The organism is Streptomyces sp. NPDC087901, assembly GCF_044742205.1.
Lineage (GTDB): Bacteria > Actinomycetota > Actinomycetes > Streptomycetales > Streptomycetaceae > Streptomyces.
Genome location: NZ_JBIUUC010000004.1, coordinates 500,480 through 521,853, shown reverse-complemented (window position 1 = coordinate 521,853; position 21,374 = coordinate 500,480). Strand labels below are relative to the sequence as shown.

General features: G+C 70.0%; 20 protein-coding genes. 5 read left to right on the top strand and 15 right to left on the bottom strand.

Going from position 1 to position 21,374, the window contains the following annotated elements:
- Nucleotides 1–54: 54 nt before the first annotated feature.
- The 6 genes from fbaA to ACIOEW_RS16040 form a co-directional block, all read right to left on the bottom strand.
- Nucleotides 55–1,077 carry a class II fructose-bisphosphate aldolase gene (fbaA, locus tag ACIOEW_RS16065; protein WP_362539302.1) on the bottom strand — a complete coding sequence of 341 codons (1,023 nt, stop codon included), beginning with the start codon at nucleotides 1,075–1,077 and terminating at the stop codon, nucleotides 55–57.
- A gap of 219 nt (nucleotides 1,078–1,296) precedes the next feature.
- Nucleotides 1,297–1,836 (bottom strand): orotate phosphoribosyltransferase, encoded by a 540-nt coding sequence (pyrE, locus tag ACIOEW_RS16060; RefSeq protein WP_362539305.1) that lies wholly within the window; start codon nucleotides 1,834–1,836, stop codon nucleotides 1,297–1,299.
- A 179-nt stretch (nucleotides 1,837–2,015) separates the two neighbouring features.
- A complete protein-coding gene (locus tag ACIOEW_RS16055; RefSeq protein WP_362539308.1) occupies nucleotides 2,016–2,813 on the bottom strand; it encodes an aldose 1-epimerase in 798 nt (265 codons plus the stop codon).
- 21 nt (nucleotides 2,814–2,834) lie between these two features.
- On the bottom strand, nucleotides 2,835–3,914 hold the full coding sequence (locus tag ACIOEW_RS16050; protein WP_401964326.1) for an SRPBCC domain-containing protein: 1,080 nt from the start codon (nucleotides 3,912–3,914) through the stop codon (nucleotides 2,835–2,837).
- An 86-nt stretch (nucleotides 3,915–4,000) separates the two neighbouring features.
- The gene (locus tag ACIOEW_RS16045) at nucleotides 4,001–5,599 is read right to left on the bottom strand and encodes a polyamine aminopropyltransferase (protein ID WP_401964325.1); all 1,599 of its coding nucleotides are present in this window, start codon (nucleotides 5,597–5,599) and stop codon (nucleotides 4,001–4,003) included.
- An 84-nt stretch (nucleotides 5,600–5,683) separates the two neighbouring features.
- Nucleotides 5,684–6,205 carry a DUF2617 family protein gene (locus ACIOEW_RS16040; protein ID WP_401964324.1) on the bottom strand — a complete coding sequence of 174 codons (522 nt, stop codon included), beginning with the start codon at nucleotides 6,203–6,205 and terminating at the stop codon, nucleotides 5,684–5,686.
- 736 nt (nucleotides 6,206–6,941) lie between these two features.
- On the opposite strand from ACIOEW_RS16040, the gene ACIOEW_RS16035 reads away from it, so the two are divergent.
- The gene (locus ACIOEW_RS16035) at nucleotides 6,942–8,120 is read left to right on the top strand and encodes a pyridoxal phosphate-dependent aminotransferase (RefSeq protein ID WP_401964323.1); all 1,179 of its coding nucleotides are present in this window, start codon (nucleotides 6,942–6,944) and stop codon (nucleotides 8,118–8,120) included.
- Nucleotides 8,121–8,191: 71 nt separating this feature from the next.
- Here ACIOEW_RS16035 and ACIOEW_RS16030 read toward each other — a convergent pair whose 3' ends face one another.
- Together ACIOEW_RS16030 and clpB are read right to left on the bottom strand one after the other, a co-directional pair.
- The gene (locus ACIOEW_RS16030) at nucleotides 8,192–8,752 is read right to left on the bottom strand and encodes a YbjN domain-containing protein (protein ID WP_362539321.1); all 561 of its coding nucleotides are present in this window, start codon (nucleotides 8,750–8,752) and stop codon (nucleotides 8,192–8,194) included.
- A gap of 161 nt (nucleotides 8,753–8,913) precedes the next feature.
- On the bottom strand, nucleotides 8,914–11,508 hold the full coding sequence (gene clpB, locus ACIOEW_RS16025) for an ATP-dependent chaperone ClpB (protein ID WP_401964322.1): 2,595 nt from the start codon (nucleotides 11,506–11,508) through the stop codon (nucleotides 8,914–8,916).
- A gap of 183 nt (nucleotides 11,509–11,691) precedes the next feature.
- On the opposite strand from clpB, the gene ACIOEW_RS16020 reads away from it, so the two are divergent.
- Complete coding sequence (locus ACIOEW_RS16020) at nucleotides 11,692–12,096, top strand: pyridoxamine 5'-phosphate oxidase family protein (protein WP_362539327.1); 405 nt, start codon at nucleotides 11,692–11,694, stop codon at nucleotides 12,094–12,096.
- Between the two features lie 30 nt (nucleotides 12,097–12,126).
- Here the strand turns inward: ACIOEW_RS16020 and ACIOEW_RS16015 are convergent, their stop codons facing one another.
- The 3 genes from ACIOEW_RS16015 to ACIOEW_RS16005 form a co-directional block, all read right to left on the bottom strand.
- Nucleotides 12,127–13,005, bottom strand: coding sequence for a hypothetical protein (locus ACIOEW_RS16015; protein WP_401964321.1), 879 nt, complete (start codon nucleotides 13,003–13,005; stop codon nucleotides 12,127–12,129).
- Between the two features lie 194 nt (nucleotides 13,006–13,199).
- On the bottom strand, nucleotides 13,200–13,520 hold the full coding sequence (locus tag ACIOEW_RS16010) for a (2Fe-2S)-binding protein (RefSeq protein ID WP_350994739.1): 321 nt from the start codon (nucleotides 13,518–13,520) through the stop codon (nucleotides 13,200–13,202).
- A gap of 1 nt (nucleotide 13,521) precedes the next feature.
- Entirely contained in the window at nucleotides 13,522–13,761 is a 240-nt protein-coding gene (locus ACIOEW_RS16005) for a hypothetical protein (RefSeq protein WP_350994737.1), read from the bottom strand.
- A 101-nt stretch (nucleotides 13,762–13,862) separates the two neighbouring features.
- Here ACIOEW_RS16005 and ACIOEW_RS16000 point away from each other — a divergent pair, with 101 nt between their 5' ends.
- The 3 genes from ACIOEW_RS16000 to ACIOEW_RS15990 all read left to right on the top strand — a co-directional run bounded on the left by ACIOEW_RS16000 (nucleotide 13,863) and on the right by ACIOEW_RS15990 (nucleotide 17,067).
- Complete coding sequence (locus ACIOEW_RS16000; protein WP_362539333.1) at nucleotides 13,863–14,888, top strand: helix-turn-helix transcriptional regulator; 1,026 nt, start codon at nucleotides 13,863–13,865, stop codon at nucleotides 14,886–14,888.
- A gap of 191 nt (nucleotides 14,889–15,079) precedes the next feature.
- Nucleotides 15,080–16,060, top strand: coding sequence for a LuxR C-terminal-related transcriptional regulator (locus ACIOEW_RS15995; protein WP_401964320.1), 981 nt, complete (start codon nucleotides 15,080–15,082; stop codon nucleotides 16,058–16,060).
- On the top strand, nucleotides 16,057–17,067 hold the full coding sequence (locus ACIOEW_RS15990) for a LuxR C-terminal-related transcriptional regulator (RefSeq protein ID WP_401964319.1): 1,011 nt from the start codon (nucleotides 16,057–16,059) through the stop codon (nucleotides 17,065–17,067). The genes ACIOEW_RS15995 and ACIOEW_RS15990 overlap by 4 nt, the downstream gene beginning before the upstream one ends.
- A gap of 30 nt (nucleotides 17,068–17,097) precedes the next feature.
- Here ACIOEW_RS15990 and ACIOEW_RS15985 read toward each other — a convergent pair whose 3' ends face one another.
- The 4 genes from ACIOEW_RS15985 to dnaK all read right to left on the bottom strand — a co-directional run bounded on the left by ACIOEW_RS15985 (nucleotide 17,098) and on the right by dnaK (nucleotide 21,324).
- A complete protein-coding gene (locus ACIOEW_RS15985) occupies nucleotides 17,098–17,544 on the bottom strand; it encodes a heat shock protein transcriptional repressor HspR (RefSeq protein WP_362539341.1) in 447 nt (148 codons plus the stop codon).
- 1 nt (nucleotide 17,545) lies between these two features.
- Entirely contained in the window at nucleotides 17,546–18,739 is a 1,194-nt protein-coding gene (gene dnaJ / locus ACIOEW_RS15980; protein WP_362539344.1) for a molecular chaperone DnaJ, read from the bottom strand.
- 81 nt (nucleotides 18,740–18,820) lie between these two features.
- Nucleotides 18,821–19,471: a nucleotide exchange factor GrpE gene (grpE, locus tag ACIOEW_RS15975; protein ID WP_350994727.1), complete on the bottom strand. Its 651-nt coding sequence runs from the start codon at nucleotides 19,469–19,471 to the stop codon at nucleotides 18,821–18,823.
- Nucleotides 19,468–21,324 (bottom strand): molecular chaperone DnaK, encoded by a 1,857-nt coding sequence (gene dnaK / locus ACIOEW_RS15970; protein WP_401964318.1) that lies wholly within the window; start codon nucleotides 21,322–21,324, stop codon nucleotides 19,468–19,470. Before dnaK ends, grpE begins: the two co-directional genes overlap by 4 nt.
- Between the last annotated feature and the right edge of the window lie 50 nt (nucleotides 21,325–21,374).

Sequence of the window (21,374 nt, the reverse complement as noted above, 5' to 3'; positions counted from 1 at the left end):
CAGTGGGCCCGGCATCCCAAGGGATACCGGGCCCACGCAGACATCTGTACTGAATTACTTCAGCTTGGTGCCGGTGGACCGCAGGTTGGCGCAGGCCTCCGTGACGCGCTTGGCCATGCCGCCCTCGGCGGACTTGCCCCAGCTGCGCGGGTCGTAGACCTTCTTGTTGCCGACCTCGCCGTCGACCTTCAGGACGCCGTCGTAGTTGCGGAACACGTGGTCCACGATCGGGCGGGTGAAGGCGTACTGGGTGTCGGTGTCGAGGTTCATCTTCACGACGCCGTTCTCCAGCGCGGTGGCGATCTCCTCGGCGGTGGAGCCGGAGCCGCCGTGGAAGACGAAGTCGAACGGGGACGTCTTGCCGTACTTGGCGCCGACGCCCTCCTGGAGGTCCTTGAGGAGCTCGGGACGCAGGACGACGTTGCCCGGCTTGTAGACGCCGTGCACGTTGCCGAAGGACGCAGCCAGCAGGTAGCGGCCCTTCTCGCCCAGGCCGAGCGCCTCTGCGGTGCGCAGCGCGTCGTCGACGGTCGTGTAGAGCTCGTCGTTGATCTCGTGGGTGACGCCGTCCTCCTCGCCACCGGTCGGGGTGATCTCGACCTCGAGGATGATCTTGGCAGCGGCTGCCTTGGCCAGCAGCTCCTGGCCGATGGCCAGGTTGTCGGCCAGCGTCTCGGCCGAGCCGTCCCACATGTGGGACTGGAACAGCGGGTTCAGACCCTTGGCGACACGCTCCGCGGAGACCTCGATCAGCGGACGGACGTACGTGTCCAGCTTGTCCTTGGGGCAGTGGTCGGTGTGCAGCGCGACCGTGATGTCGTACTTGGCGGCGACGATGTGCGCGAACTCGGCGAGGGCAACGGCGCCCGTGACCATGTCCTTGTTGTACTGGCCGCCCAGGAACTCCGCCCCACCGGTGGAGATCTGGACGATGCCGTCGCTCTCGGCCTCGGCGAAACCGCGCAGCGCAGCGTGCAGGGTCTGCGTCGACGTCACATTGATGGCCGGGTAGGCGAACTTGCCTGCCTTCGCCCGGTCGAGCATCTCGGCGTAGACCTCGGGGGTTGCGATGGGCATCTGTCCGCTCCTTGGGATGTGCGGGTGTGCGTTGCTGGTTCCCTGACCTGGGGGCGACGTCATCGTCGCCCCCATCTTCCCAGACTCTCGTCCCGGCTCCACCCGGTGTACTCCCCCAGCGTTCCCGGGCTCCCGCTGCAGAGATACGACAAGGGGGGTCGGTTTCACGTGAAACCGACCCCCCTTGAGGGAATCCGCAGGTCAGACAGGGCAGACAGGTCAGGACAGGTCGAGGTCCGGCACCGAGTAGACGTGGACGTACGGGAGGCCCGCCTCGGCGATGGCCGAAGCGGCGCCCCTCTCCACGATCACGGCGACGGCGACGACCTCGCCACCCGCCTCACGCACCGCCTCGACGGCGGTCAGCGGCGAACCGCCGGTCGTCGAGGTGTCCTCGACGACCAGGCAGCGGCGGCCCTTGACGTCCGTGCCCTCGATCCGGCGCTGCATGCCGTGGGCCTTCTGCGCCTTGCGCACCACGAACGCGTCCAGCTCCTGCCCGCGGGCGGCGGCGGCGTGCAGCATCGAGGTGGCGACCGGGTCGGCACCCAGCGTCAGCCCGCCCACGCAGTCGTAGTCCAGCTCCGCGGTGGCGTCGAGCATGACCTGACCGACCATCGGAGCGGCCTTGCCGTCCAGCGTGATGCGGCGCAGATCGATGTACCAGTCGGCCTCGAGACCGGAGGAGAGCGTCACCTTGCCGTGAACCACGGCCTTGTCCTTGATCTGCTGCAACAACTCAGCGCGTACGTCAGTCATGGTTACGAGGATAAGGGCGCCCGGTAGCGGCCCGTACGCAGAACCTGCCCCCGGCGCCGGTTCACGCCCGTACTCAGAACGCGCGCCGGCGCCGGTTCACGCCCGAACCCGGAGCCTGCGCCCGGCAACGGGTCGCGCCCGCACCCAGAACGCGCGTCGGCTCCGGTTCACGCCTGCGCTCAGAGCCTGCGCCAGCTCCAGGTCGTCGCGATCTCCAGGGGCTCGATCGGGGTGACATAGCGGGGCGTGGTGTTCAGCCCGTTCGGCGGGCCCGACTGCGGCTCCACGCAGACCGCCTCGTCCTGCTCGTCGTAGACCACGACCCACTCGGTCCGGCTTTTCACCGTGAGCTCCAGCTGCTCCGGCCAGGTGAGGGTCACATCGACGCCGTCGGGCATGCCGAAGCAGTCGTCCCACGGTCCGGCCAGGGGAGGGATCCGGCGGCCGGTCGGCAGATGGTTCTCGCCCCGCTCCTCCTGCCACGCGGCATCGAAGTCGATCCGGACGTCCTCGCCGCTGCCGAGGTTGCGCCGGAACCACGGATGCCAGCCGGCCTGCGCCGGGAAGGAGTCCCCGTACGTCTCGATGCCGAACGCCAACGTCAGTGAGGTCTCGGTCAGTTCGAAGGTCTGCGTCACGCGGCCCGGGTACGGCCAGGGATCGGTCAGGTCGTAGTAGAAGGCGGCTTCCGTCCCGCTCGCCCGCGCGGTGCGCCAGGCCGTGTCACGGCCCGTGCCGTGGATGGCGTGCGGCGGAGCGGTCAGCGGCAGCTGATGCAGCACTCCGCCGTTGTGGAACTGCCCGTTCTCGGTGCGCCCGCACCACGGGACCATCGGGAAACAGCCGTACCGCTCCCCCTGGCGCAGCAGTTCGGTACCGCCGATCCGCAGGCTGCTGATACGGCAGCCGTTGGCGGGGTTCACGGTCAACTCTGCGTCGCCGACGGACAGCCGGACGTCCTTCTCGCTGCTGCTCACACGACGACCCTACTGGCGCGGCTACCTCCGTCGCCGCAGCGCCCGGCTCACCACCACCGCGGAGGCGAGAGCGAGCGCGGCAGCAGGTGCCACCCAGCGGAGCGTGGCGCCCGCACCGGCCGAATCGGGTGACGGCACGGGGGCGTACCGGCCGCGCGGCGGAGCGTGGTCGACCTCCTCCGCACTGCGGCCGATCATGGTGCGCCGGGCATGTGCCGCCTCGGCCGGCGGCCCGTCCGGGACGGTGAACTCGATCCCGGCCACCGGATCCAGCGACGACGGCGGCACCGGGGTATCGAAGACGGAGGCCTGGTCCGACGACTGCTCCCCCGCCGGCTCGTCGTCCGCGGCCGCCTCGTGCCGGGGTGCGGCCTCATCGGCCCCCGGGACGTCCGCCTCCTCGGCGGCCTCCTCGATGGCCTGCTCCACCGCTTCCCCGACGGCCTGCTCCTCGGCGGCGACGGCGGCACCGGCCCCCTCGTCATCCGTAGCCTCGTCCGCAGCACCTGCGGGCCCGCCCGCAGCACCGCCAGTGGCCTCGTCCGCCGCACCGCCCGTGGCCTCGTCCGCCGCACCTGCGGGCCCGCCCGCAGCATCACCGGTCGGCCCGCCCGCAGCACCCGTGGTGTCCCCCGCCCCCGCATACCCGGCGAGGGACTCCGTCACCAGCTGCTGCGCGAACCGGTCCAGCAGACGGTGGGCCGCCGACAGCGCGGCCGCCGGGTCCAGCTCCAGCAGGCGGCCGTCACCGCTCACCGTGCCTTCGAAGGCGATCGCCGTACCGCCGTCGCGTTCGGTGAGACGGACGGTCAGGGCCAGCCTCGCCGAACCGCTGCCCCGCGCCTCCGCGCCCTCACCCGCCACGGAGAGGCCGTGGCCCACGTCCCCCGCCGGGGGTGCCGTCAGCGGATTGAGCCGCAGCGCTCCCCGGTAGGTGATGGTGTGGCCGCCGACCCGGACCTTGAACCGGCCTGTCAGCGGACCCGCGGACGCGTCGGCGTCCTGTTGAAGCCCCGGCACGCAGCGCGCGACCCGGGCAGGATCGCCCAGCGTCCGCCGAAGGGCCGGGACCGGAACCGGAACGAACACCTCATGCTCCATGGAAACCGAGCCTACTCAGCCCCGGCCACCTCGTCAGCGCTTCGGCGCCCCCGGAAGGCCGCCGCCACAGGCCCGGCACGCCCCGCTCACCGCTCCTCCCAGTACCGCGGGTGCACGAGCGTCGAGGGTGCCTGGCCCCGCAGCCGCCCGGACTCCGCCCGCCGGCCCGCGTCCCGCAGCGCCGGGCCCGTCAGGGACCGCAGCCGCGGCGCCCCGGAGTCCAGGCCGAGGGCGGGCGCCACCACGGGGCCGGCCAGCACGAATCCCCAGCCGTACACCGCGGCCGTGCTGCCCGTGGACCGGTCGGGGCCGACCGCGAATCCCGCGTACCGCCCGCTGATCCGATAGGGGCGGGTGTGCAGCCCCGCCGCCCGCATCGACGCGTCGACCGTCCAGTACGTACGCGGCCTGCTCACCGCCGGCCCCGCGTGCACCACCAGCCGGCCACCCGGCGTCAGGACCTCGGCAGCCAGTCCGTAGAACTCCGCCGAATAGAGCTTTGTGCTCGCCGAGATCCCCGGGTCCGGCAGGTCCGCGATCACCACGTCGTAGCGGTCGTGCGCCGCCCGCAGCCAGCTGAACGCGTCCCCGGTCACGGCGGTCAGCCGCGGGTCCCGGTAGGCGTGCGCGTTCAGCGCGGACAGCGCGTGGTCCGTACGGGCCAACCGGGTGACGCCGGGGTCCAGCTCCACCAGGGTCACGCCCCGCACGTCCGGGTAGCGCAGCACCTCACGGGCGGCAAGGCCGTCGCCGCCGCCCAGGATCAGCACCCGCCCGTGCGGCCCGTTCATCGCCGGGTGCACCAGCGCCTCGTGATAGCGGTACTCGTCGCGGGAGCTGACCCGCAGGCGCCCGTCCAGATAGAGGTCGAGGGAGCCCCGGTCCCGGCCGGTCAGCACGACCTCCTGGACCTCGGTCTGCACCGCGACGCGCACCTGGTCCCCGTACACCGCCCGCCGCGCCGCCCGCTCGAAGTCGTCGGCCAGCACCGCGGCCGAGGCGAGCACGGCGATCACCGTCACATTCGCGGCGATCAGCAGCCACCGGGAGCGGGCCGTGAGATCCCGCCGGAACACCCACAGGACCAGCGCACCGCCCGCCGCCGCGTTGACCGCCCCGGTGAACAGCGCACCCGTGAGCTGCCCGAGCATCGGCAGCAGCAGGAACGGGAACGCCAGCCCCCCGACCAGCGCGCCCACGTAGTCGGCGGCGAAGAGGTCGGCCACGGCCCCGCCCGCGTCCTGCCGGTCCACCCGCTGGATCAGCGTCATCAGCAGCGGGATCTCCGCGCCGATCAGAATCCCGATCGCCAGCGAGAACCCGACCAGCGCGTACCGCGACTCCCCGATCCAGGCGAACGACGCGTAGAGCACCAGCGCGGAGAAGCCGCCCACCAGGGCGAGGGCAGCCTCGATCAGCCCGAAGCCGACCGCGGCGTGGCTGCGTAAACGTTTCGCGAGCAGTGAGCCGATGCCCATGGCGAACACCATCACGGACAGCACGACGGACGCCTGGGTGACCGAGTCACCGATCAAGTAGGAGGCGAGTGCCACCAGTTCGAGCTCGTACACCAGCCCGCAGGCGGCGCAGATGAAGACAGCGGCCAGCACGAGGCACCTGCCGGTCCTCGGTCGTACGGGAAGCCGCGCCGCGCCCCCTCGCAGCGGCACCTGCTGGTCGATCATGCCGCGAACGCTACGTCACTGAAACGTCGCCGCTTGTCACCCACAAGGGTGTAATCGGCGCAATCCCAACGGAGTTGGCGCCGGTCACAGCGCCGCCGCCGGCATCCGCACCCCCACCCGGGTCCGCGTCACCACCAGCCGGCCCTCCTGCGGGTACGCGTGCCAGGTGCGCCACCGCACCTGGCCCTCGGTCCGCTGGGCGAGCATGGCGGTGAAGGCGTGCGGGCTCCCCGGGAACGTCCCGGCCAGTCCGTGGGGATGATCGGCGACGAGCGCCAGCAGCTCCTGCGCGCGACCCGCGAAGGAGCCCGCACCGAGGGTCTCGACCCGCGCCGCGAACTCGTACTCCCAGTCACCCAGCCGCTTGGAGACGCCTAAGGGCAGCGGGGTGCTGCTGCCCGGGATGCAGGCGACGGTTTCGGAACAGCTGCCGCGCTCCTCCTCGAGAAGCACCTGGTGAGAGGCTCCGAGCAGGCGCAACTGCAGTTGCGCCCCGCCGAGTCGGAGATCGAGGGTGGCCAGCGCCGGGAGCGGTTCACGCCCCAGCGCCCAGGCCAGATCGGCGGCACGGGTGTCGGAATAGGCCGTATGAAGGGTCGTGAGCATGGGTCGGCTCCGCAAACACACATGGACACGCGGACATGGGGCGCCCCGACGTGGTGCACGTGGGAGGTGGGAAGCGCCCGATCAGGTCCAACTGGGGTCCGAGGGCTGGATGTTCTCTCAACCGAGGGAATCACGAACTACGCCGCACTCGCAGCGTTTTTACCCAACTTGGCGTGGTTTCCATCCCCTGGGGGGCCTGCCGGTTCAGGTGTTCACCAGGGACGCGCCGCACAGCCCAACGAAAAGATGTCCGGCGGGACTTAGATCGGGAGCTTCCCCCTGAGTCCCGCCGGACACCGGCCGGCCGTTCTGCCCGGCCGCGGACCAGCTGCCCCGTGTCAGCTGCCTCCGCCGCATCCGCCCCCGCCGCCGCACGAAGAACCGCCGCCGCACGAGGAGCCTCCGCCGCACGAGTGGCCGCCGGAGTGCCCGCCCGAGTCGCCGCCCCCGGCCCACGCACTGCCGCCGGCGTCACCGCCACCCGCACCGCCCGGCCTGCGCCGCCCGGGCGGCCGCCTGCGGTGGCTCGCGATGTTCCCCCGCACCAGAACGGCGATCGCGACCGCCACGACCACGGTCAACGCTATGCCCACGTCCACGGACCTCACGTCCTTCCGTCCCCCGAAGCGAGGCCCCCCGCTCCGCACCGATTCCTGCGTGCCAGGGGGATGCCCCCGCTCCCGCACGGCCAAAGCAGACTTGAGCAACTCCAGAGGTTCCGCGCAGGATGGCGGTCATGACACAGGGACGACCGCTGCTCAACCGCCGCCTCGCCGAGTTCGGCACGACGATCTTCGCGGAGATGTCCGCGCTGGCCGCCCGCACCGGCGCCATCAACCTCGGCCAGGGCTTCCCCGACACCGACGGCCCCGAGGAGGTCCGCGAGGCCGCGGTCCGCGCCCTGCGCGCCGGGCACGGCAACCAGTACCCGCCGGGGCCCGGCGTCCCCGAGCTGCGTAACGCGATCGCCGCCCACCAGCAGCGCCGCTACGCCCTGACGTACGACCCCGACACCGAGGTCCTGGTCACCGCAGGCGCCACCGAGGCCATCGCGGCCACCCTGCTGGCGCTCCTGGAGCCCGGCGACGAGGTCATCGCGCTGGAGCCGTACTACGACTCGTACGCCGCCTGCATCGCGATGGCGGGCGCCACCCGCGTCCCCGTGACGCTGCACCCCGAACCGTCCACAGGCACCTACCGGCTGGACCTCGACGAACTGCGCGCGGCCGTCACCCCCCGCACCCGGCTGCTCCTGCTCAACACCCCGCACAACCCCACGGGCACCGTCCTGACCCGCGAGGAACTCGCCGCGATCGCCGGCCTCGCGTGCGAGCGCGATCTCCTCGTCGTCACCGACGAGGTCTACGAGCACCTGGTCTTCGAGGGCGAGCACCTGCCGCTGGCCGGCTTCCCCGGCATGCGCGAGCGCACGGTCACCATCAGCTCGGCCGGCAAGACGTTCTCCTTCACAGGGTGGAAGGTCGGCTGGATCACCGCGAGCCCCGAGCTGGTGACGGCCGTCCGCTCGGCCAAGCAGTTCCTGACCTACGTCTCCGCGGGGCCGTTCCAGTACGCGGTCGCCGAGGCGCTGAACCTGCCCGCCGGCTACTTCGAGACACTGCGCGCGGATCTGCGGGCCAAGCGGGACCTGCTGAGCACAGGCCTCGCGGAGGCCGGTTTCGAGGTCTACCGCCCGGCGGGCACGTACTTCGTCACCACCGACATCCGCCCGCTGGACGACAGCGGCGACGGCTTCGCGTTCTGCCGCTCGCTGCCGGAGCGGTGCGGGGTCGTGGCGGTGCCAAACGCGGTCTTCTACGACCACCGGGAGCAGGGCGCGCCGTTCGTGCGCTTCGCCTTCTGCAAGCGCACCGAGGTGCTGGAGGAGGCCGTCTCCCGGCTGAAGGGCCTGTAACAGAGCCCGGCGCGGGGAACGGGTCCGATCGGACCGTCCCCCGCGCCGGGCTCGCGTGAGGCGGATGAGGCTCAGGCCTCGGGAGCGTCCTGCTCCGCGCCGTCCGCCTTCTCCTCGGCCGGGGCCAGACCGAGGTGCTCCAGCAGCCACTTGTCGAACTCGATGGAGGCGCGCACCCAGCTCACCGTCGAGGAGACGAAGTGCTCCAGGGCGACGCCGGTGCCGATGAGCATCTGCGCCTCACCGATCAGCCGGACCGAGGTGCCGGTGTCCTCGGAGCCCTCCTCGGGCTCGTGGGTGTGCGTGTAGACCTTGGGCCACAGGGTGCGGCGGTTCCAGTCGTCGATCGCGTCGAGGAGGACCGGGCGCTGGTCCGCGTCGTGCGGGCGGTCGTAGAACGTACGGACCGAGAAGACCTGCTGCTCGCCCTCGCCACGGAACATGAAGTACGTGCGGAATTCTTCCCACGGCGCCGCGAGGTCGCCCTCGTCGTCGACGACGTACTTCAGCTCCATCTGCTCCAGGAGCTGCTTGACGAGGTCCTGGTCAGGGACGACGGGGCCCTCCGGTCCTGCCGCCTGCGGTTCGGGCTGGCCCCCGAAGTTAGGAATCGAGGACGGATCGATGCTCACCGTAATTTCCCTTCGTGCGGTTGGCTGCCATCCTCTCCCATGCCGGGCGGGGCGTGTAAAGCCCGGACGGCCCCGATCCGCCACAAGCTGATATCCAGCCGGTGGGGAGCGGGGCCGCCGGTTACGCCACACGTGCTCCGGTCAGGTCGCGGGGCCGACGGTCAGGCCGCCGCCCCGACCGTCAGGCCGTCGCCCTCCCTGTCGACGCGGACCGTGGCGCCATCCGTGATCTCGCCCGCGATGATCTTCTTCGCGAGCCTGTCGCCGATCGCCGTCTGGATGAGGCGGCGCAGCGGCCGGGCGCCGTAGGCCGGGTCGTTGCCCTCCTCGGCCAGCCAGGCCAGGGCGGCCGGGGTGACGTCGAGGGTGAGCTGCCGGTCGGCGAGCCGCTTGGCGAGCCGGTCGATCTGCAGCCCCGCGATGTGGGCGAGCTCGTCGCCGGACAGGGCGGAGAAGACGACCAGGTCGTCGAGCCGGTTGAGGAACTCCGGCTTGAACGATGCCCGCACGACCTCCAGGACCTGCTTCTTCTTCTCCTCGGGCTTGGTCAGGGGGTCGACCAGGTACTGGCTGCCGAGGTTGGACGTCAGGATCAGGATGGTGTTGCGGAAATCCACCGTCCGGCCCTGTCCGTCGGTGAGCCGGCCGTCGTCGAGGACCTGGAGCAGGATGTCGAAGACCTCGGGGTGGGCCTTCTCCACCTCGTCCAGCAGGACGACGCTGTACGGGCGGCGGCGGACCGCCTCCGTGAGCTGGCCGCCCTCCTCGTAGCCGACGTACCCGGGCGGGGCGCCGACCAGCCGGGCCACGCTGTGCTTCTCGCTGTACTCGCTCATGTCGATGCGGACCATGGCCCGCTCGTCGTCGAAGAGGAAGTCCGCGAGGGCCTTCGCCAGCTCGGTCTTGCCGACACCGGTGGGGCCGAGGAAGAGGAACGATCCGGTGGGCCGGTCGGGGTCGGCGATACCGGCCCGGGTGCGGCGTACCGCGTCCGAGACGGCCTGCACGGCCTCGGTCTGCCCGATGAGGCGCCGGCCCAGCTCCTCCTCCATGCGCAGCAGCTTCTGCGTCTCGCCCTCCAGGAGGCGGCCGGCCGGGATACCGGTCCAGGCGCCGACGACATCGGCGATGTCGTCCGGGCCGACCTCTTCCTTGACCAGGGTCTCCTTGGGCTCCTTCGCCGCTTCCTGCTCGGCCTCGGCGGCCTCTGCCAGCTCCCGCTCCAGGCCGGGGATCTCCCCGTACAGCAGCTTGGAAGCGGTGTCGAAGTCGCCGTCGCGCTGGGCGCGTTCGGCCTGTCCGTGCAGGTCGTCGAGGCGCTTCTTGAGGTCGCCGACGCGGTTGAGGCCCTGCTTCTCCTTCTCCCAGCGGGCGTTGAGTCCGCGCAGTTCCTCCTGCTTGTCGGCGAGGTCGCGGCGGAGCTTCTCCAGCCGCTGCTTGGACGCCTGGTCCGTCTCGTTCTGCAGCGCCAGCTCCTCCATGAGCAACCGGTCGACGGCGCGCTGGAGTTCGTCGATCTCGACGGGCGAGGAGTCGATCTCCATGCGCAGCCGGGAGGCCGCCTCGTCGACGAGGTCGATGGCCTTGTCGGGAAGGAAGCGGGAGGTGATGTAGCGGTCGGAGAGCGTGGCGGCGGCGACCAGGGAGGCGTCCGCGATCTGCACCTTGTGGTGGGCCTCGTAGCGGCCCTTGAGCCCGCGCAGGATCGCGATGGTGTCCTCGACGGACGGCTCCGCCACCAGCACCTGCTGGAAGCGGCGCTCCAGGGCGGGGTCCTTCTCGATCCGCTCGCGGTACTCGTCGAGCGTGGTGGCGCCGACCATCCGCAGCTCGCCGCGGGCCAGCATGGGCTTGAGCATGTTGCCCGCGTCCATGGCGGAGTCGCCTCCGGCGCCCGCGCCGACGACGGTGTGGAGCTCGTCGATGAACGTGATGATCTGGCCGTTGCTCTCCTTGATCTCGGAGAGGACGGTCTTCAGGCGCTCCTCGAACTCGCCGCGGTACTTCGCGCCCGCGACCATGGCGCCCAGGTCGAGCGAGACGAGCCGCTTGTTCTTCAGGGACTCGGGGACGTCGCCCTTGACGATGCGCTGGGCGAGCCCCTCGACGACGGCGGTCTTGCCGACGCCGGGCTCACCGATGAGCACCGGGTTGTTCTTGGTACGTCGCGAGAGCACCTGGACGACGCGGCGGATCTCCTGGTCGCGCCCGATGACCGGGTCGAGCTTGCCGTCGCGTGCGGCGGCGGTGAAGTCCGTGCCGAATTTCTCCAGGGCCTTGTACTGACCCTCCGGGTCGGGTGTGGTCACCCGGCGCCCTCCCCTGCTCTTCTCGAACGCGTCCAGCAGCCTCTTCGCACTGGCGCCCTGCCCGTCGAGGATCTCACCGGCACGGCCACCCTTGGCGGCGATGCCGATGAGCAGGTGCTCGGTGGAGATGTAGTCGTCGCCGAGCTCCTTGGCCCGCTGGGCGGCGTCGGAGATGACGGCGAGCAGCTCACGGTTGGGCTGGGGCGGCGCTACGGTCGAGCCGGTGACGCTGGGCTGCGCGCCCAGGAGCCGCTCGGTCTCGGTGCGTACGGCGATCTGGTCCGCCTCGACGGCAGCCAGCAGATCGATGATGTTCTCGTTGTCCTCACCCGCGAGCAGCGCGAGCAGCAGATGCCCCGGGGTCAGATCGGGGTGCCCGTCCTTCACGGCCCTGCTGGTGGCCGCGTTGATGGCGTCCCGGCTCCTGTTGGTCAGCTCGGCGTCCACGTGCGCTCTCTCCTCCTTGCGGTGACTGGTCCGTCTCACTACTGACACGATCAACGTGCACAAAGTTGAGTCTATTCCACTCAAGGCAAAAACGGACCACTTCCGGCCCCCGCCTCCGCTCCGAGTGAACCGGCCGTTCCGGCCGCCCGCCACCGCGGCACAGCCACTGCCTACGCTGGCCCCATGGCAGTCGACGTACGCAACCCCGGCCCGGAGTACCTCGCGTTCTGGCGCGAGTCCCACATCTGCACCCTCACCACACCCCGCCCCGACGGCACCCCGCACGTGGTGCCCGTGTGCGTGACGTACGACCCCGAGGCCGGCCTCGCCCGCATCATCACCAACAAGAACAGCCGCAAGGTCGCCCACATCCTGGCCGCGGGCCCGGACGGCGCCCGGGTCGCGGCCTGCCAGGTGCACCGACGCCGCTGGGCGACGCTGGAGGGCGTCGCCAGGGTGCGTACGGAGCAGGACAGGGTCGACGAGGCGGTACGCCGCCACACGGAGCGCTACGAGCGCACGCCGTCGCCCAACCCGGACCGGGTCGTCATCGAGATCAGCCTGAACCGGGCGCTCGGCCGGGGCTGACCGCAGCCGCCCCAGGCGCATCGCACGCCGTCAGCTGCCGCCCGACGCCCAGGGCCGGCGGCGCGGCACGGGCGGCGGCGCCATCGGCGCGGGCGCCTGCGCCTGGACCGGAAGGGGCGCCGCGGCCTCGCCCTCCTCCTCGATCGGCGGGAGGCCGTGCGGGAAGACCGGTTCGGGAGCGACCACGCGTCCGTCGACGGCGGCGTACAGCCCTTCCCGGGCGGCGGCGTGCAGGGCCTCCCGCATGGCGCGCGGCGGCTCGGTGCGCATCGCGGCCTTCTCCATGTCGGCACCGCCGAAGCCCCGGACGAAGTCGGAGAGGAACTGCCCGACGAGTTCGGTGCCGCGCCGGTCGCGCCACATCACCCAGCCCAGATAGAGGCCGGTGCCGTAGGCGAACACCGAGAGGTACGCGACGTAACTCCCGTCCCGGAGCACCATCCGGTGGGTCACGAGGGGGTGCTCACCCCCGGTACGGATGCGGCGGAACACCGGCACGACCGGCAGCCTGCGCTCCTGCACGACCCTGGCGATCTCGGTGTACGCCGATTCGGCGCGCACCCCCTGGTCGGCAACCAGGACCCGCCACTCACCGACCGGCTCGGCGATCCTCGACGTCAGGAAGACGGCGGCGAAGGCGATCATGGCGATCTGCGCACCGATCCCCATGATCCCGAGGCCGCTCTCCGGATCACCGGCCAGGGTGATGAGCCCGACGAAGCCGAAGAGGAGAAGCACGGCGAACGCCACGGCGGCGGCCCGCAGCCATACCGCCAGAAACACCTTCCAGTTCACCGTGTCGTCGAAGGAGACCTCCACCTCGCGGTGGAGCAACGTCCTGTCGAGGTATGCGGCGTCGCCGTCACTCCCGCACCGGCCCGGCAGTTTTTCGACCTCGTGTCCGCTCATGAATGACCCTTGGGATGGAAGGGCGGAGCATGGAGGACCGTGTCCCCACCCACGCAGCCGGTGCGTTTTGACACCTTCTGCTTGCTCCGACCGGAATGTCTCCGGGAGAAGCACAACGGCGCCACCGTGTTCAGGTCACGGTGGCGCCGTTGTGTGGGGGAGTGTCTGAGCGACGTGGAACGACGGGGGATCGCTCAGGCACTGCGGGGGGTGGCGGAAATGGCTTCGGTTTCGAACAGCTGGTGATCACGCTGCGCGAGGTTCACAAAAATCATGTCGTACCGAATGGCGCAGCGCACGGGCTGCGGCGCTCCGCGCGGCTTGCGGAGGCACCGGTAGGCGCGGAGTTCCCCGTCGTCCTCACGGGCGACAACGACCGGGTCACCGAACAGAGTGACCATCAACGAATCACCACGGTGGGGAAGTGCCGTGACGAGGTCGATGAAATGCCACCCTGAGCGGTAGGCGGTTGCCATCTCTCGCCGGAAGGTCCGGTCGTCCGGCGGGGTGGTCATGTCAGGCACCCACGCGGTCATGGCCGGGCGACCAACTGATCTCACCGGGCCCGGTCGACGCCGGCGCGAACCAGCTGATCTCGCCGGGTGAGCTCGCAGCCTCGATGCTCCAGCTGATCTCACCGGGCCCGGCAGCCGCCTCGGCACTCCAACTGATCTCACCGCTGCTGCCCAGAACGGCGAGGCCCAGGACTGCGATGAATGAGACGGCAAGCGCCGAGCGAAGCATTCGCTTATACATGGTCGGCTTCGTCCTCACTTGTGGATTCTTCTCCCCCGCACCTAAGACGATGTCTCACCTGGGCACACGAACACCACCGAGTCGATGCATCATGTTCCTGCATGTTCAGGAACCTGGGGGGTGTAGATATGGGCACAGATAACGCAAAAGAGACACATCATCACGGGATCACCGAACTCTGCGCCGACGGAGCACATCTCTACGCCAGCGCACTGCGCTCGGGACGCATACCCCGAGCCGAAGTAGCTCCCGCACCCTGTTTGATGGACTTCGCCCTGCTGCACCCGGATCCCGACGACCCCGACTGGCTGCGCCCGCTTCCGCCTTCCGCGGCACTCGCCCAGCGACTGCACCCCATAGAGCGCGAGATCCAGGAACGCCGACGCCTGTCCCTCGAACTGGCCGAGTCGTTCGAACCGTTCATGGACATCAGCGCACAGGATCCGCCGATCACCCACGCCATCACCGTGCTGGAGGGAAAGCACCGGATCAACGCGGCCCTGGACCTGGCCACCGCCGAATGCCGCACCGAGGTCCTCACCGTGCAGCCCGGAGGAGACCGCGGCGAGGACCGCCTGCGAGAGGGCCTGGAGCGAGGCCTGCTGGTGGTCCACCGGGGGGTCAGCATGCGCACCCTGTACCAGCACACCGTCCGGCACAGCCAGGGCACACTCGCCTACGCGGAACGCATGGCGGAGGGCAAGATGGCCGAGGGCAAGGTGGAGATCCGCACGCTCGAGGAGCTCATCGCGCGGCTGATCGTGTTCGATCGGACCGTCGCCTTCATCCCCGCCAGCAACGACGACCAGGTCGCTCTGGAACTGCGCCATCCCGGACTGGTCGACTACTTGATCAAAGTGTTCGAGCAGCTCTGGAAGCGCGCGTCACCCCTGCTGGGCGAGCTGCCGTACGACCCGGCGCCCAAGGGCATCAGCGGTGTCCAGCGCTCCATCGCCCAGCTCCTCGTCGAGGGGCATGTCGACGATTCGATAGCCCGCCGCCTCGGCATGAACGTCCGCACCTGCCGGGCGCACGTGGCCAAGCTGTCTGCCGTACTGGGCAGCACCAGCCGCGCCCAACTCGGTTACCTGATCGCCCAGTCAGGAATCCTCGATCAGGATTCCTGACCGGGCCGGCCCTCGGAAGGATCCCCACCCCCGGGCCGGGCAGGCGCGGCCACGCAACGGGGGAGAGGCATGGCCACGCCCCTTTGTTCAGCCGGGGGAGTTCCCGGCTCCCCCGACACGCCCACACTGACCCGAGGACTACTCTTCCACCACCGTCATCTTGCTGCACTGCCAAAAGTGGGGGGTCACGAATGGGCAGGGATGGGGACACACCGATACACGCGCACGGAGACCGCGAGCTGTGCGACACGGCGGTCAGGATCTACACAGAGGCGCTGAGCGCAGGACGGATACCCCGCTCCTCCCTGGAACCCGCGCCCTGCCTAACCGAGTTGGCGCTGGTGCACCCCGACCCCCAGGACGACGCCTGGGTGCGTCCGGTACCCCCCTCCGCGGCCCTCGCCCACCTGCTGCAGCCCGTCATACGTGAGATCCACGAGCGCATCAGACTCTCCGCCGCACTCGCGGACTCGCTGGCTCCGCTGGCCTCCGTCGCCAGCGCGGACCCCAACCTCGCCATCACCGTCCTCGAAGGCATCCCGCTGATCGAGGGGACCATTCAGAGCGCCCTGGACAGTGCGCAGGAAGAGATCCTGACCCTGCAGCCGGGCAGCAGCCGCCCGGTGGACCAGCTCAAGAAGGCGCTGGAACGCGCCCTGTCCACGGTCGAGCGAGGCGCCACCCTGCGCCACATCTATCAGCATCCGGCCCGCTACAGCCCCGCCATCAAGACCTATCTGGACGAGGTGCCACCCGGTCACATCCAGGTCCGCACCATCGAGCAGACGGTCGAGCGGCTGTTCATCTTCGACGGCACCGTGGCCTTCATCCCCGCCAACGCCAAACGTGACGTGGCCCTGGAGATCCGCCATCCGGCGCTCGTCCGCTACCTGATCCAGGTGTACGAGGTCCTGTGGGCACAGGCCACTCCCCTCACGGAACCCCTGCAGACTCCTCCGTCGAGCGCCTCCGTCACCGCCGTCCAGCTCAGCATCGCGCGGCTCCTTGTCGACGGCCACGTCGACCAGGTCGTGGCCCGCAAGCTGGGAATCAGCGTCCGCACGTGCCGCGCCCACATCTCCAAACTCATGCAGACCGTCAACGCCACCAGCCGCACCCAACTCGGCGCACTGCTCGTCCAGTCCGGCATCGTGGAACGCGGCGGGCCATGACAGTGCCACGCCACCACGCCCACAGCGACCGCGATCTGTGCGACGAGGCCGTCGGTCTCTACACCGACGCACTGGCCAAGGGCCGCATCGCCCGGTCAGCTGTCAGCACCGCGCCCTGCCTCATCGACACGGCTCTCCTGCTGCCCGACCCGCTCGACAGCCGGCTCCTGCGCCCCGTACCGCCGTCTGCGGCCCTCGCACATCTGCTGCACCCCATCGCCCAGGGACTCCTGGACCAGGTGCGGATCTCCGACCGCCTGGCCCAGGCGCTGGTGCCTCTGACCTTCCTCGACCACGGCACCCCCCACCTCGCCATCACCGTGCTCAAGGGGCGCTCGACGGTCCAGGCGTCCATCAACGAATCCGCGCAGGAAGTGACCGAGGAGATCCTCACGCTCCAGCCCGGCAGCACGCGGCCCCAGGAGGATCTGCGACAGGCCCTGTCGGGCACGCTGCCCACGGTTGAGCGGGGCGTTCAGGTGCGACACATCTACCAGCATTCGGCGCGCTACAGCCCGGCTCTCAAGGCGTACGTGAGCCAGCTGCCGAGGAGCCTCCTCCAGGTCCGCACCATGGAACAGGCGATCGAAGTCCTCATGATCTTCGACCGCAAGGTCGCCTACGTCCCCGCCGAACCCGACCGCAGCGTCGCCCTGGAGATCCGCCACCCCGCGCTCGTCGCCTTCCTGGCCGAGATGTACGAGACGCTCTGGGCCCTGGCCACCCCGTTCACCCAGCAACTCCCCACAACCGTCCCCGGCGCCCCCGTCACCGCCGTCCAGCAGAGCATCGCGCGCCTGTTGATGGAGGGAAACCAGGACGAGGCCGTCGCCCACAAGCTCGGCATCAGCGTCCGCACCTGCCGCGCCCACATCTCCAAACTCATGCAGACCCTCGACGCCACCAGCCGCACCCAACTCGGCGCCCTCCTCGTCCGCTCCGGCATCGCCGAGCCCGTACCGCCGCGCACAGCAGAGGAGCCCGTCACCCCCGACGTTGCGGGGTGACGGGCTCCTTGCACGGGAAACGGTCCCCGTTCAGTCCTTCGGCCTCTTCGGCCGCCAGACCACCAGGGCACTGGTCTGCTGCACATCCTGATACGGCACCAGGTCGCGCCGGTACGACGCATGCACCTGCGCCTCGCGCTGCTGCATGGCCACCGCCGCCCCGTCGACGGCCGCCGAGAGCTCGGCGACACGTTGCTGAAGGGCCGCGACCTGGTGCTCCAGTTCGATGATGCGTTTGATGCCGGCCAGGTTGATGCCCTCGTCCTGCGACAGCTGCTGCACGGTGCGCAGCAGCTCGATGTCGCGGGCCGAGTAGCGCCGTCCGCGCCCGGCCGTGCGGTCGGGCGAGACCAGGCCGAGGCGGTCGTACTGGCGCAGCGTCTGAGGATGCAGGCCCGAGAGCTGGGCCGCGATCGAGATCACGTACACCGGGGATTCATCGGTGAGTTCGTACGGATTACGTCGTCGGCCGTCCACCTCAAGCTCCCTTCGCTGCCTGGAACAGCTCCGCCCGCGGGTCCTGGTCCGCGGTCGCCTTTCGGTAGGCCTCCAGGGCGTCCCGGGCCTCAGGGCCCAGGTCCGTGGGGACCGTCACCTCGACGGTGACCAGCAGGTCGCCGCGGGTGCCGTCCTTGCGGACCGCGCCCTTGCCCCTGGCCCGCATGGTGCGCCCGTTGGGCGTGCCGGCCGGAAGCTTCAGGGTGACCGGCGGTCCGCCGAGCGTGGGGACCTTCACCTCGCCGCCGAGCGCCGCCTCCGTGAAGGTGACGGGCACGGTGACCGTGAGGTTGTCGCCCTTGCGGCCGAAGACCGGGTGGGCGTCGACGTGGACGACGACATAGAGGTCGCCGGCCGGTCCGCCGCGCTCACCCGGGGCGCCCTTGCCGCGCAGCCGGATCCGCTGGCCGTCGAGGACGCCCGCCGGAATCCTGACCTGCATGGTGCGGGACGACTTCGCCCGGCCGCTGCCCTTGCAGACCTCGCAGGGGTCCTGGGCGATGAGGCCCCGGCCCTTGCAGTCCACGCAGGGATCGGTGAGCGAGAAACCGCCGCCGCTGCCGCGCGAGACCTGGCCGGTGCCGACGCAGGTCGGGCAGACCCTGGGGGTGCCGTTCTTGTCGCCGGTGCCGGAGCACGCCTTGCAGGGCGCCTGGCTGGACATCCGCAGCGGGACCGTGGCCCCGTCGACCGCCTCGGTGAAGCTGAGCGTCACCTCGGACTCGATGTCCTGGCCGCGGCGCGGCTGCACCCGTGTGCCGGTACCGCCGCCGCCCCGGTTGAACAGGCCGCCGAAGACGTCTCCCAGGCCGCCGCCACCGCCGCCGAACCCGCCGGCGCCGCCCTGGCCCCCGCCTGGGGCACCTCCGAAGAGGTCCCCCAGGTCGAAGTTGAAGTTGCCCTGGGCTCCGCCGGGTCCGGGGCGGAAGCCGCCGTTGCCGAAGAGGGCGCGTGCCTCGTCGTACTCCTTGCGCTTCTTGGTGTCACCGAGGATGTCGTTCGCCTCGGAGATCTCCTTGAAGCGCTCCTCCGCCTTGTCGTCGCCCTTGTTGGCGTCCGGGTGGAACTCGCGGGCGAGCTTCCGGTACGCCTTCTTGATCTCGGCGTCGGTGGCGTCCTTCGGGACGCCGAGAACCTTGTAGTAGTCCTTCTCGACGAAGTCCTTCGTACTCATCGACGTCCCTCCTTCCGGACGACCGGCCACATGGCCGGGCGGGTGGGCGAGCGGTGTGCTGCCAGATGGTCGGACGGAATGTCAGACCTCCTCGCCGCCACCGCTCTCCTCGTCGTCAGTCTTCTCTTCCTTCGCGGCCGCGGGCGTGGCCCCCGGCTGGGGTTCGGCCACCGCCACCCGCGCGGGGCGGATGGTGCGCTCGCCGATCCGGTACCCCGGCTGCAGGATCGCCACGCAGGTCGTCTCGGTGACGTCCGGCGCGTACGAGTGCATCAGGGCCTCGTGGATCGTCGGGTCGAAGGGCTCGCCCTCCTTGCCGAACTGCTGCAGTCCGAGCTTGGCGACGACCGTCTCCAGCGATTCGGCCACCGACTTGAACCCGCCCACGAGCTCACCGTGCTCGCGGGCCCGGCCGACGTCGTCGAGCACGGGCAGGAGCTCGGACAGGAGACCCGCGACTGCGATCTCCTTGACCGTGACCCGGTCCCGCTCCACACGGCGGCGGTAGTTCTGGTACTCGGCCTGGAGCCGCTGGAGGTCGCCCGTGCGCTCGGAGAGCGCGGTGCGGACCTGGTCCAGCTGAGCCGTCAGACCGGCTGTCTGGTTCGCGTCCCCGGCCGGGGCCGCCGCCTCCTCCGAAGAGGGGGTGGCGGCCTTCGGCTCGGCGTCGTCAGGGGTGGCGCCGGAGGGGACGTCGGGCTTCTCCTCGAAGCCCGGAGTCTCCTCGGTCACGCCGCACCGCCCTTCGAGTCCTTCTCGTCGTCGACGATCTCGGCGTCGACGACATCGTCCTGGGCGTCGTGGGGCTGCTCGGCACCCGGCTGCGCGTCGGCCTGCGGGCCGCCCTCGGCCTGGGCGTTGGCGTACATCGCCTGGCCCAGCTTCTGGGAGACAGCCGCGACCTTCTCGGTGGCCGTACGGATCTCGGCGGTGTCCTCGCCCTTGAGCTTCTCCTTCAGCTCGGTGAGCGCGGCCTCCACCTCCGTCTTCACGTCACCGGGGACCTTGTCCTCGTTGTCCTTGAGGAACTTCTCCGTCTGGTAGACGAGCTGCTCGCCCTGGTTACGGGACTCGGCGGCCTCGCGACGGCGGTGGTCCTCGTCCGCGTACTGCTCGGCCTCTTCACGCATCCGGTTGACCTCGTCCTTCGGCAGCGAGGAGCCACCGGTGACGGTCATCTTCTGCTCCTTGCCGGTGCCGAGGTCCTTGGCAGCGACGTGCATGATGCCGTTGGCGTCGATGTCGAACGCGACCTCGATCTGCGGCACGCCACGCGGGGCCGGCGGCAGACCGGTCAGCTCGAACATTCCGAGCTTCTTGTTGTACGCCGCGATCTCGCGCTCGCCCTGGTAGACCTGGATCTGCACGGACGGCTGGTTGTCCTCGGCCGTCGTGAAGATCTCGGAACGCTTGGTCGGGATCGTGGTGTTGCGCTCGATGAGCTTGGTCATGATCCCTCCCTTGGTCTCGATACCGAGGGACAGCGGGGTGACGTCGAGGAGCAGGACGTCCTTGACCTCGCCCTTGAGGACACCGGCCTGGAGCGAGGCGCCGATGGCGACGACCTCGTCCGGGTTCACACCCTTGTTGGCGTCCTGGCCGCCCGTGAGCTCCTTGACGAGCTCGGCGACGGCCGGCATACGGGTCGAGCCACCGACGAGAACGACGTGGTCGATCTCGGAGAGCTGGATGCCCGCGTCCTTGATGACGTTCTGGAACGGGTTCTTGCAGCGGTCCAGGAGGTCAGCGGTGAGCTGCTGGAACTGCGAGCGCGTGAGCTTCTCGTCCAGGTGCAGCGGGCCCTCGGCCGACGCCGTGATGTACGGCAGGTTGATCGAGGTCTCCGTCGAGGACGACAGCTCGATCTTCGCCTTCTCCGCAGCCTCGCGCAGACGCTGGAGAGCCATCTTGTCCTTGGACAGGTCCACGCCGTGCCCGTTGGCGAACTGCTTCACCAGGTAGTCGACGACACGCTGGTCCCAGTCGTCACCACCGAGGTGGTTGTCGCCGTTGGTGGCCTTCACCTCGACGACGCCGTCGCCGATCTCCAGGAGGGACACGTCGAAGGTGCCGCCACCGAGGTCGAAGACGAGGATCGTCTGGTCGTCCTTGTCGAGCCCGTACGCCAGCGCGGCGGCCGTCGGCTCGTTGACGATACGCAGGACGTTCAGGCCCGCGATCTCGCCGGCCTCCTTCGTCGCCTGACGCTCGGAGTCGTTGAAGTACGCCGGGACGGTGATGACCGCGTCGGCCACCTTCTCGCCCAGGTACGCCTCGGCGTCACGCTTGAGCTTCTGCAGGATGAAGGCGCTCATCTGCTGCGGATTGAAGCCCTTGCCGTCGATCTCGATCTTCCAGTCAGTGCCCATGTGGCGCTTGACCGAACGGATCGTCCTGTCGACGTTCGTCACTGCCTGGCGCTTGGCTACCTCGCCGACCAGAACCTCGCCGTTCTTCGCGAAGGCGACGACGGACGGCGTGGTCCTGGCGCCTTCGGCGTTGGTGATGACGGTGGGCTCGCCGCCTTCGAGAACGCTGACGACGGAGTTAGTCGTGCCCAGGTCGATGCCGACCGCACGTGCCATTTCAATTCCTCCAACTGACTACTTGAGTGGATCTGACTCAAGGATGCATG

Bases quoted from the DNA above. Each gene is read 5' to 3' on its own strand.
- ACIOEW_RS15995 (WP_401964320.1), top strand. From the start codon at position 15,080: ATGGGCAGGGATGGGGACACACCGATACACGCGCACGGAGACCGCGAG.
- dnaJ (WP_362539344.1), bottom strand. From the start codon at position 18,739: ATGAGTACGAAGGACTTCGTCGAGAAGGACTACTACAAGGTTCTCGGC.
- fbaA (WP_362539302.1), bottom strand. From the start codon at position 1,077: ATGCCCATCGCAACCCCCGAGGTCTACGCCGAGATGCTCGACCGGGCG.
- ACIOEW_RS16040 (WP_401964324.1), bottom strand. From the start codon at position 6,205: ATGCTCACGACCCTTCATACGGCCTATTCCGACACCCGTGCCGCCGAT.
- ACIOEW_RS16045 (WP_401964325.1), bottom strand. From the start codon at position 5,599: ATGATCGACCAGCAGGTGCCGCTGCGAGGGGGCGCGGCGCGGCTTCCC.
- ACIOEW_RS16050 (WP_401964326.1), bottom strand. From the start codon at position 3,914: ATGGAGCATGAGGTGTTCGTTCCGGTTCCGGTCCCGGCCCTTCGGCGG.
- ACIOEW_RS15990 (WP_401964319.1), top strand. From the start codon at position 16,057: ATGACAGTGCCACGCCACCACGCCCACAGCGACCGCGATCTGTGCGAC.
- ACIOEW_RS16035 (WP_401964323.1), top strand. From the start codon at position 6,942: ATGACACAGGGACGACCGCTGCTCAACCGCCGCCTCGCCGAGTTCGGC.
- ACIOEW_RS16005 (WP_350994737.1), bottom strand. From the start codon at position 13,761: ATGTATAAGCGAATGCTTCGCTCGGCGCTTGCCGTCTCATTCATCGCA.
- ACIOEW_RS16000 (WP_362539333.1), top strand. From the start codon at position 13,863: ATGTTCAGGAACCTGGGGGGTGTAGATATGGGCACAGATAACGCAAAA.
- ACIOEW_RS16015 (WP_401964321.1), bottom strand. From the start codon at position 13,005: ATGAGCGGACACGAGGTCGAAAAACTGCCGGGCCGGTGCGGGAGTGAC.
- pyrE (WP_362539305.1), bottom strand. From the start codon at position 1,836: ATGACTGACGTACGCGCTGAGTTGTTGCAGCAGATCAAGGACAAGGCC.
- ACIOEW_RS16010 (WP_350994739.1), bottom strand. From the start codon at position 13,520: ATGACCACCCCGCCGGACGACCGGACCTTCCGGCGAGAGATGGCAACC.
- dnaK (WP_401964318.1), bottom strand. From the start codon at position 21,324: ATGGCACGTGCGGTCGGCATCGACCTGGGCACGACTAACTCCGTCGTC.
- ACIOEW_RS16020 (WP_362539327.1), top strand. From the start codon at position 11,692: ATGGCAGTCGACGTACGCAACCCCGGCCCGGAGTACCTCGCGTTCTGG.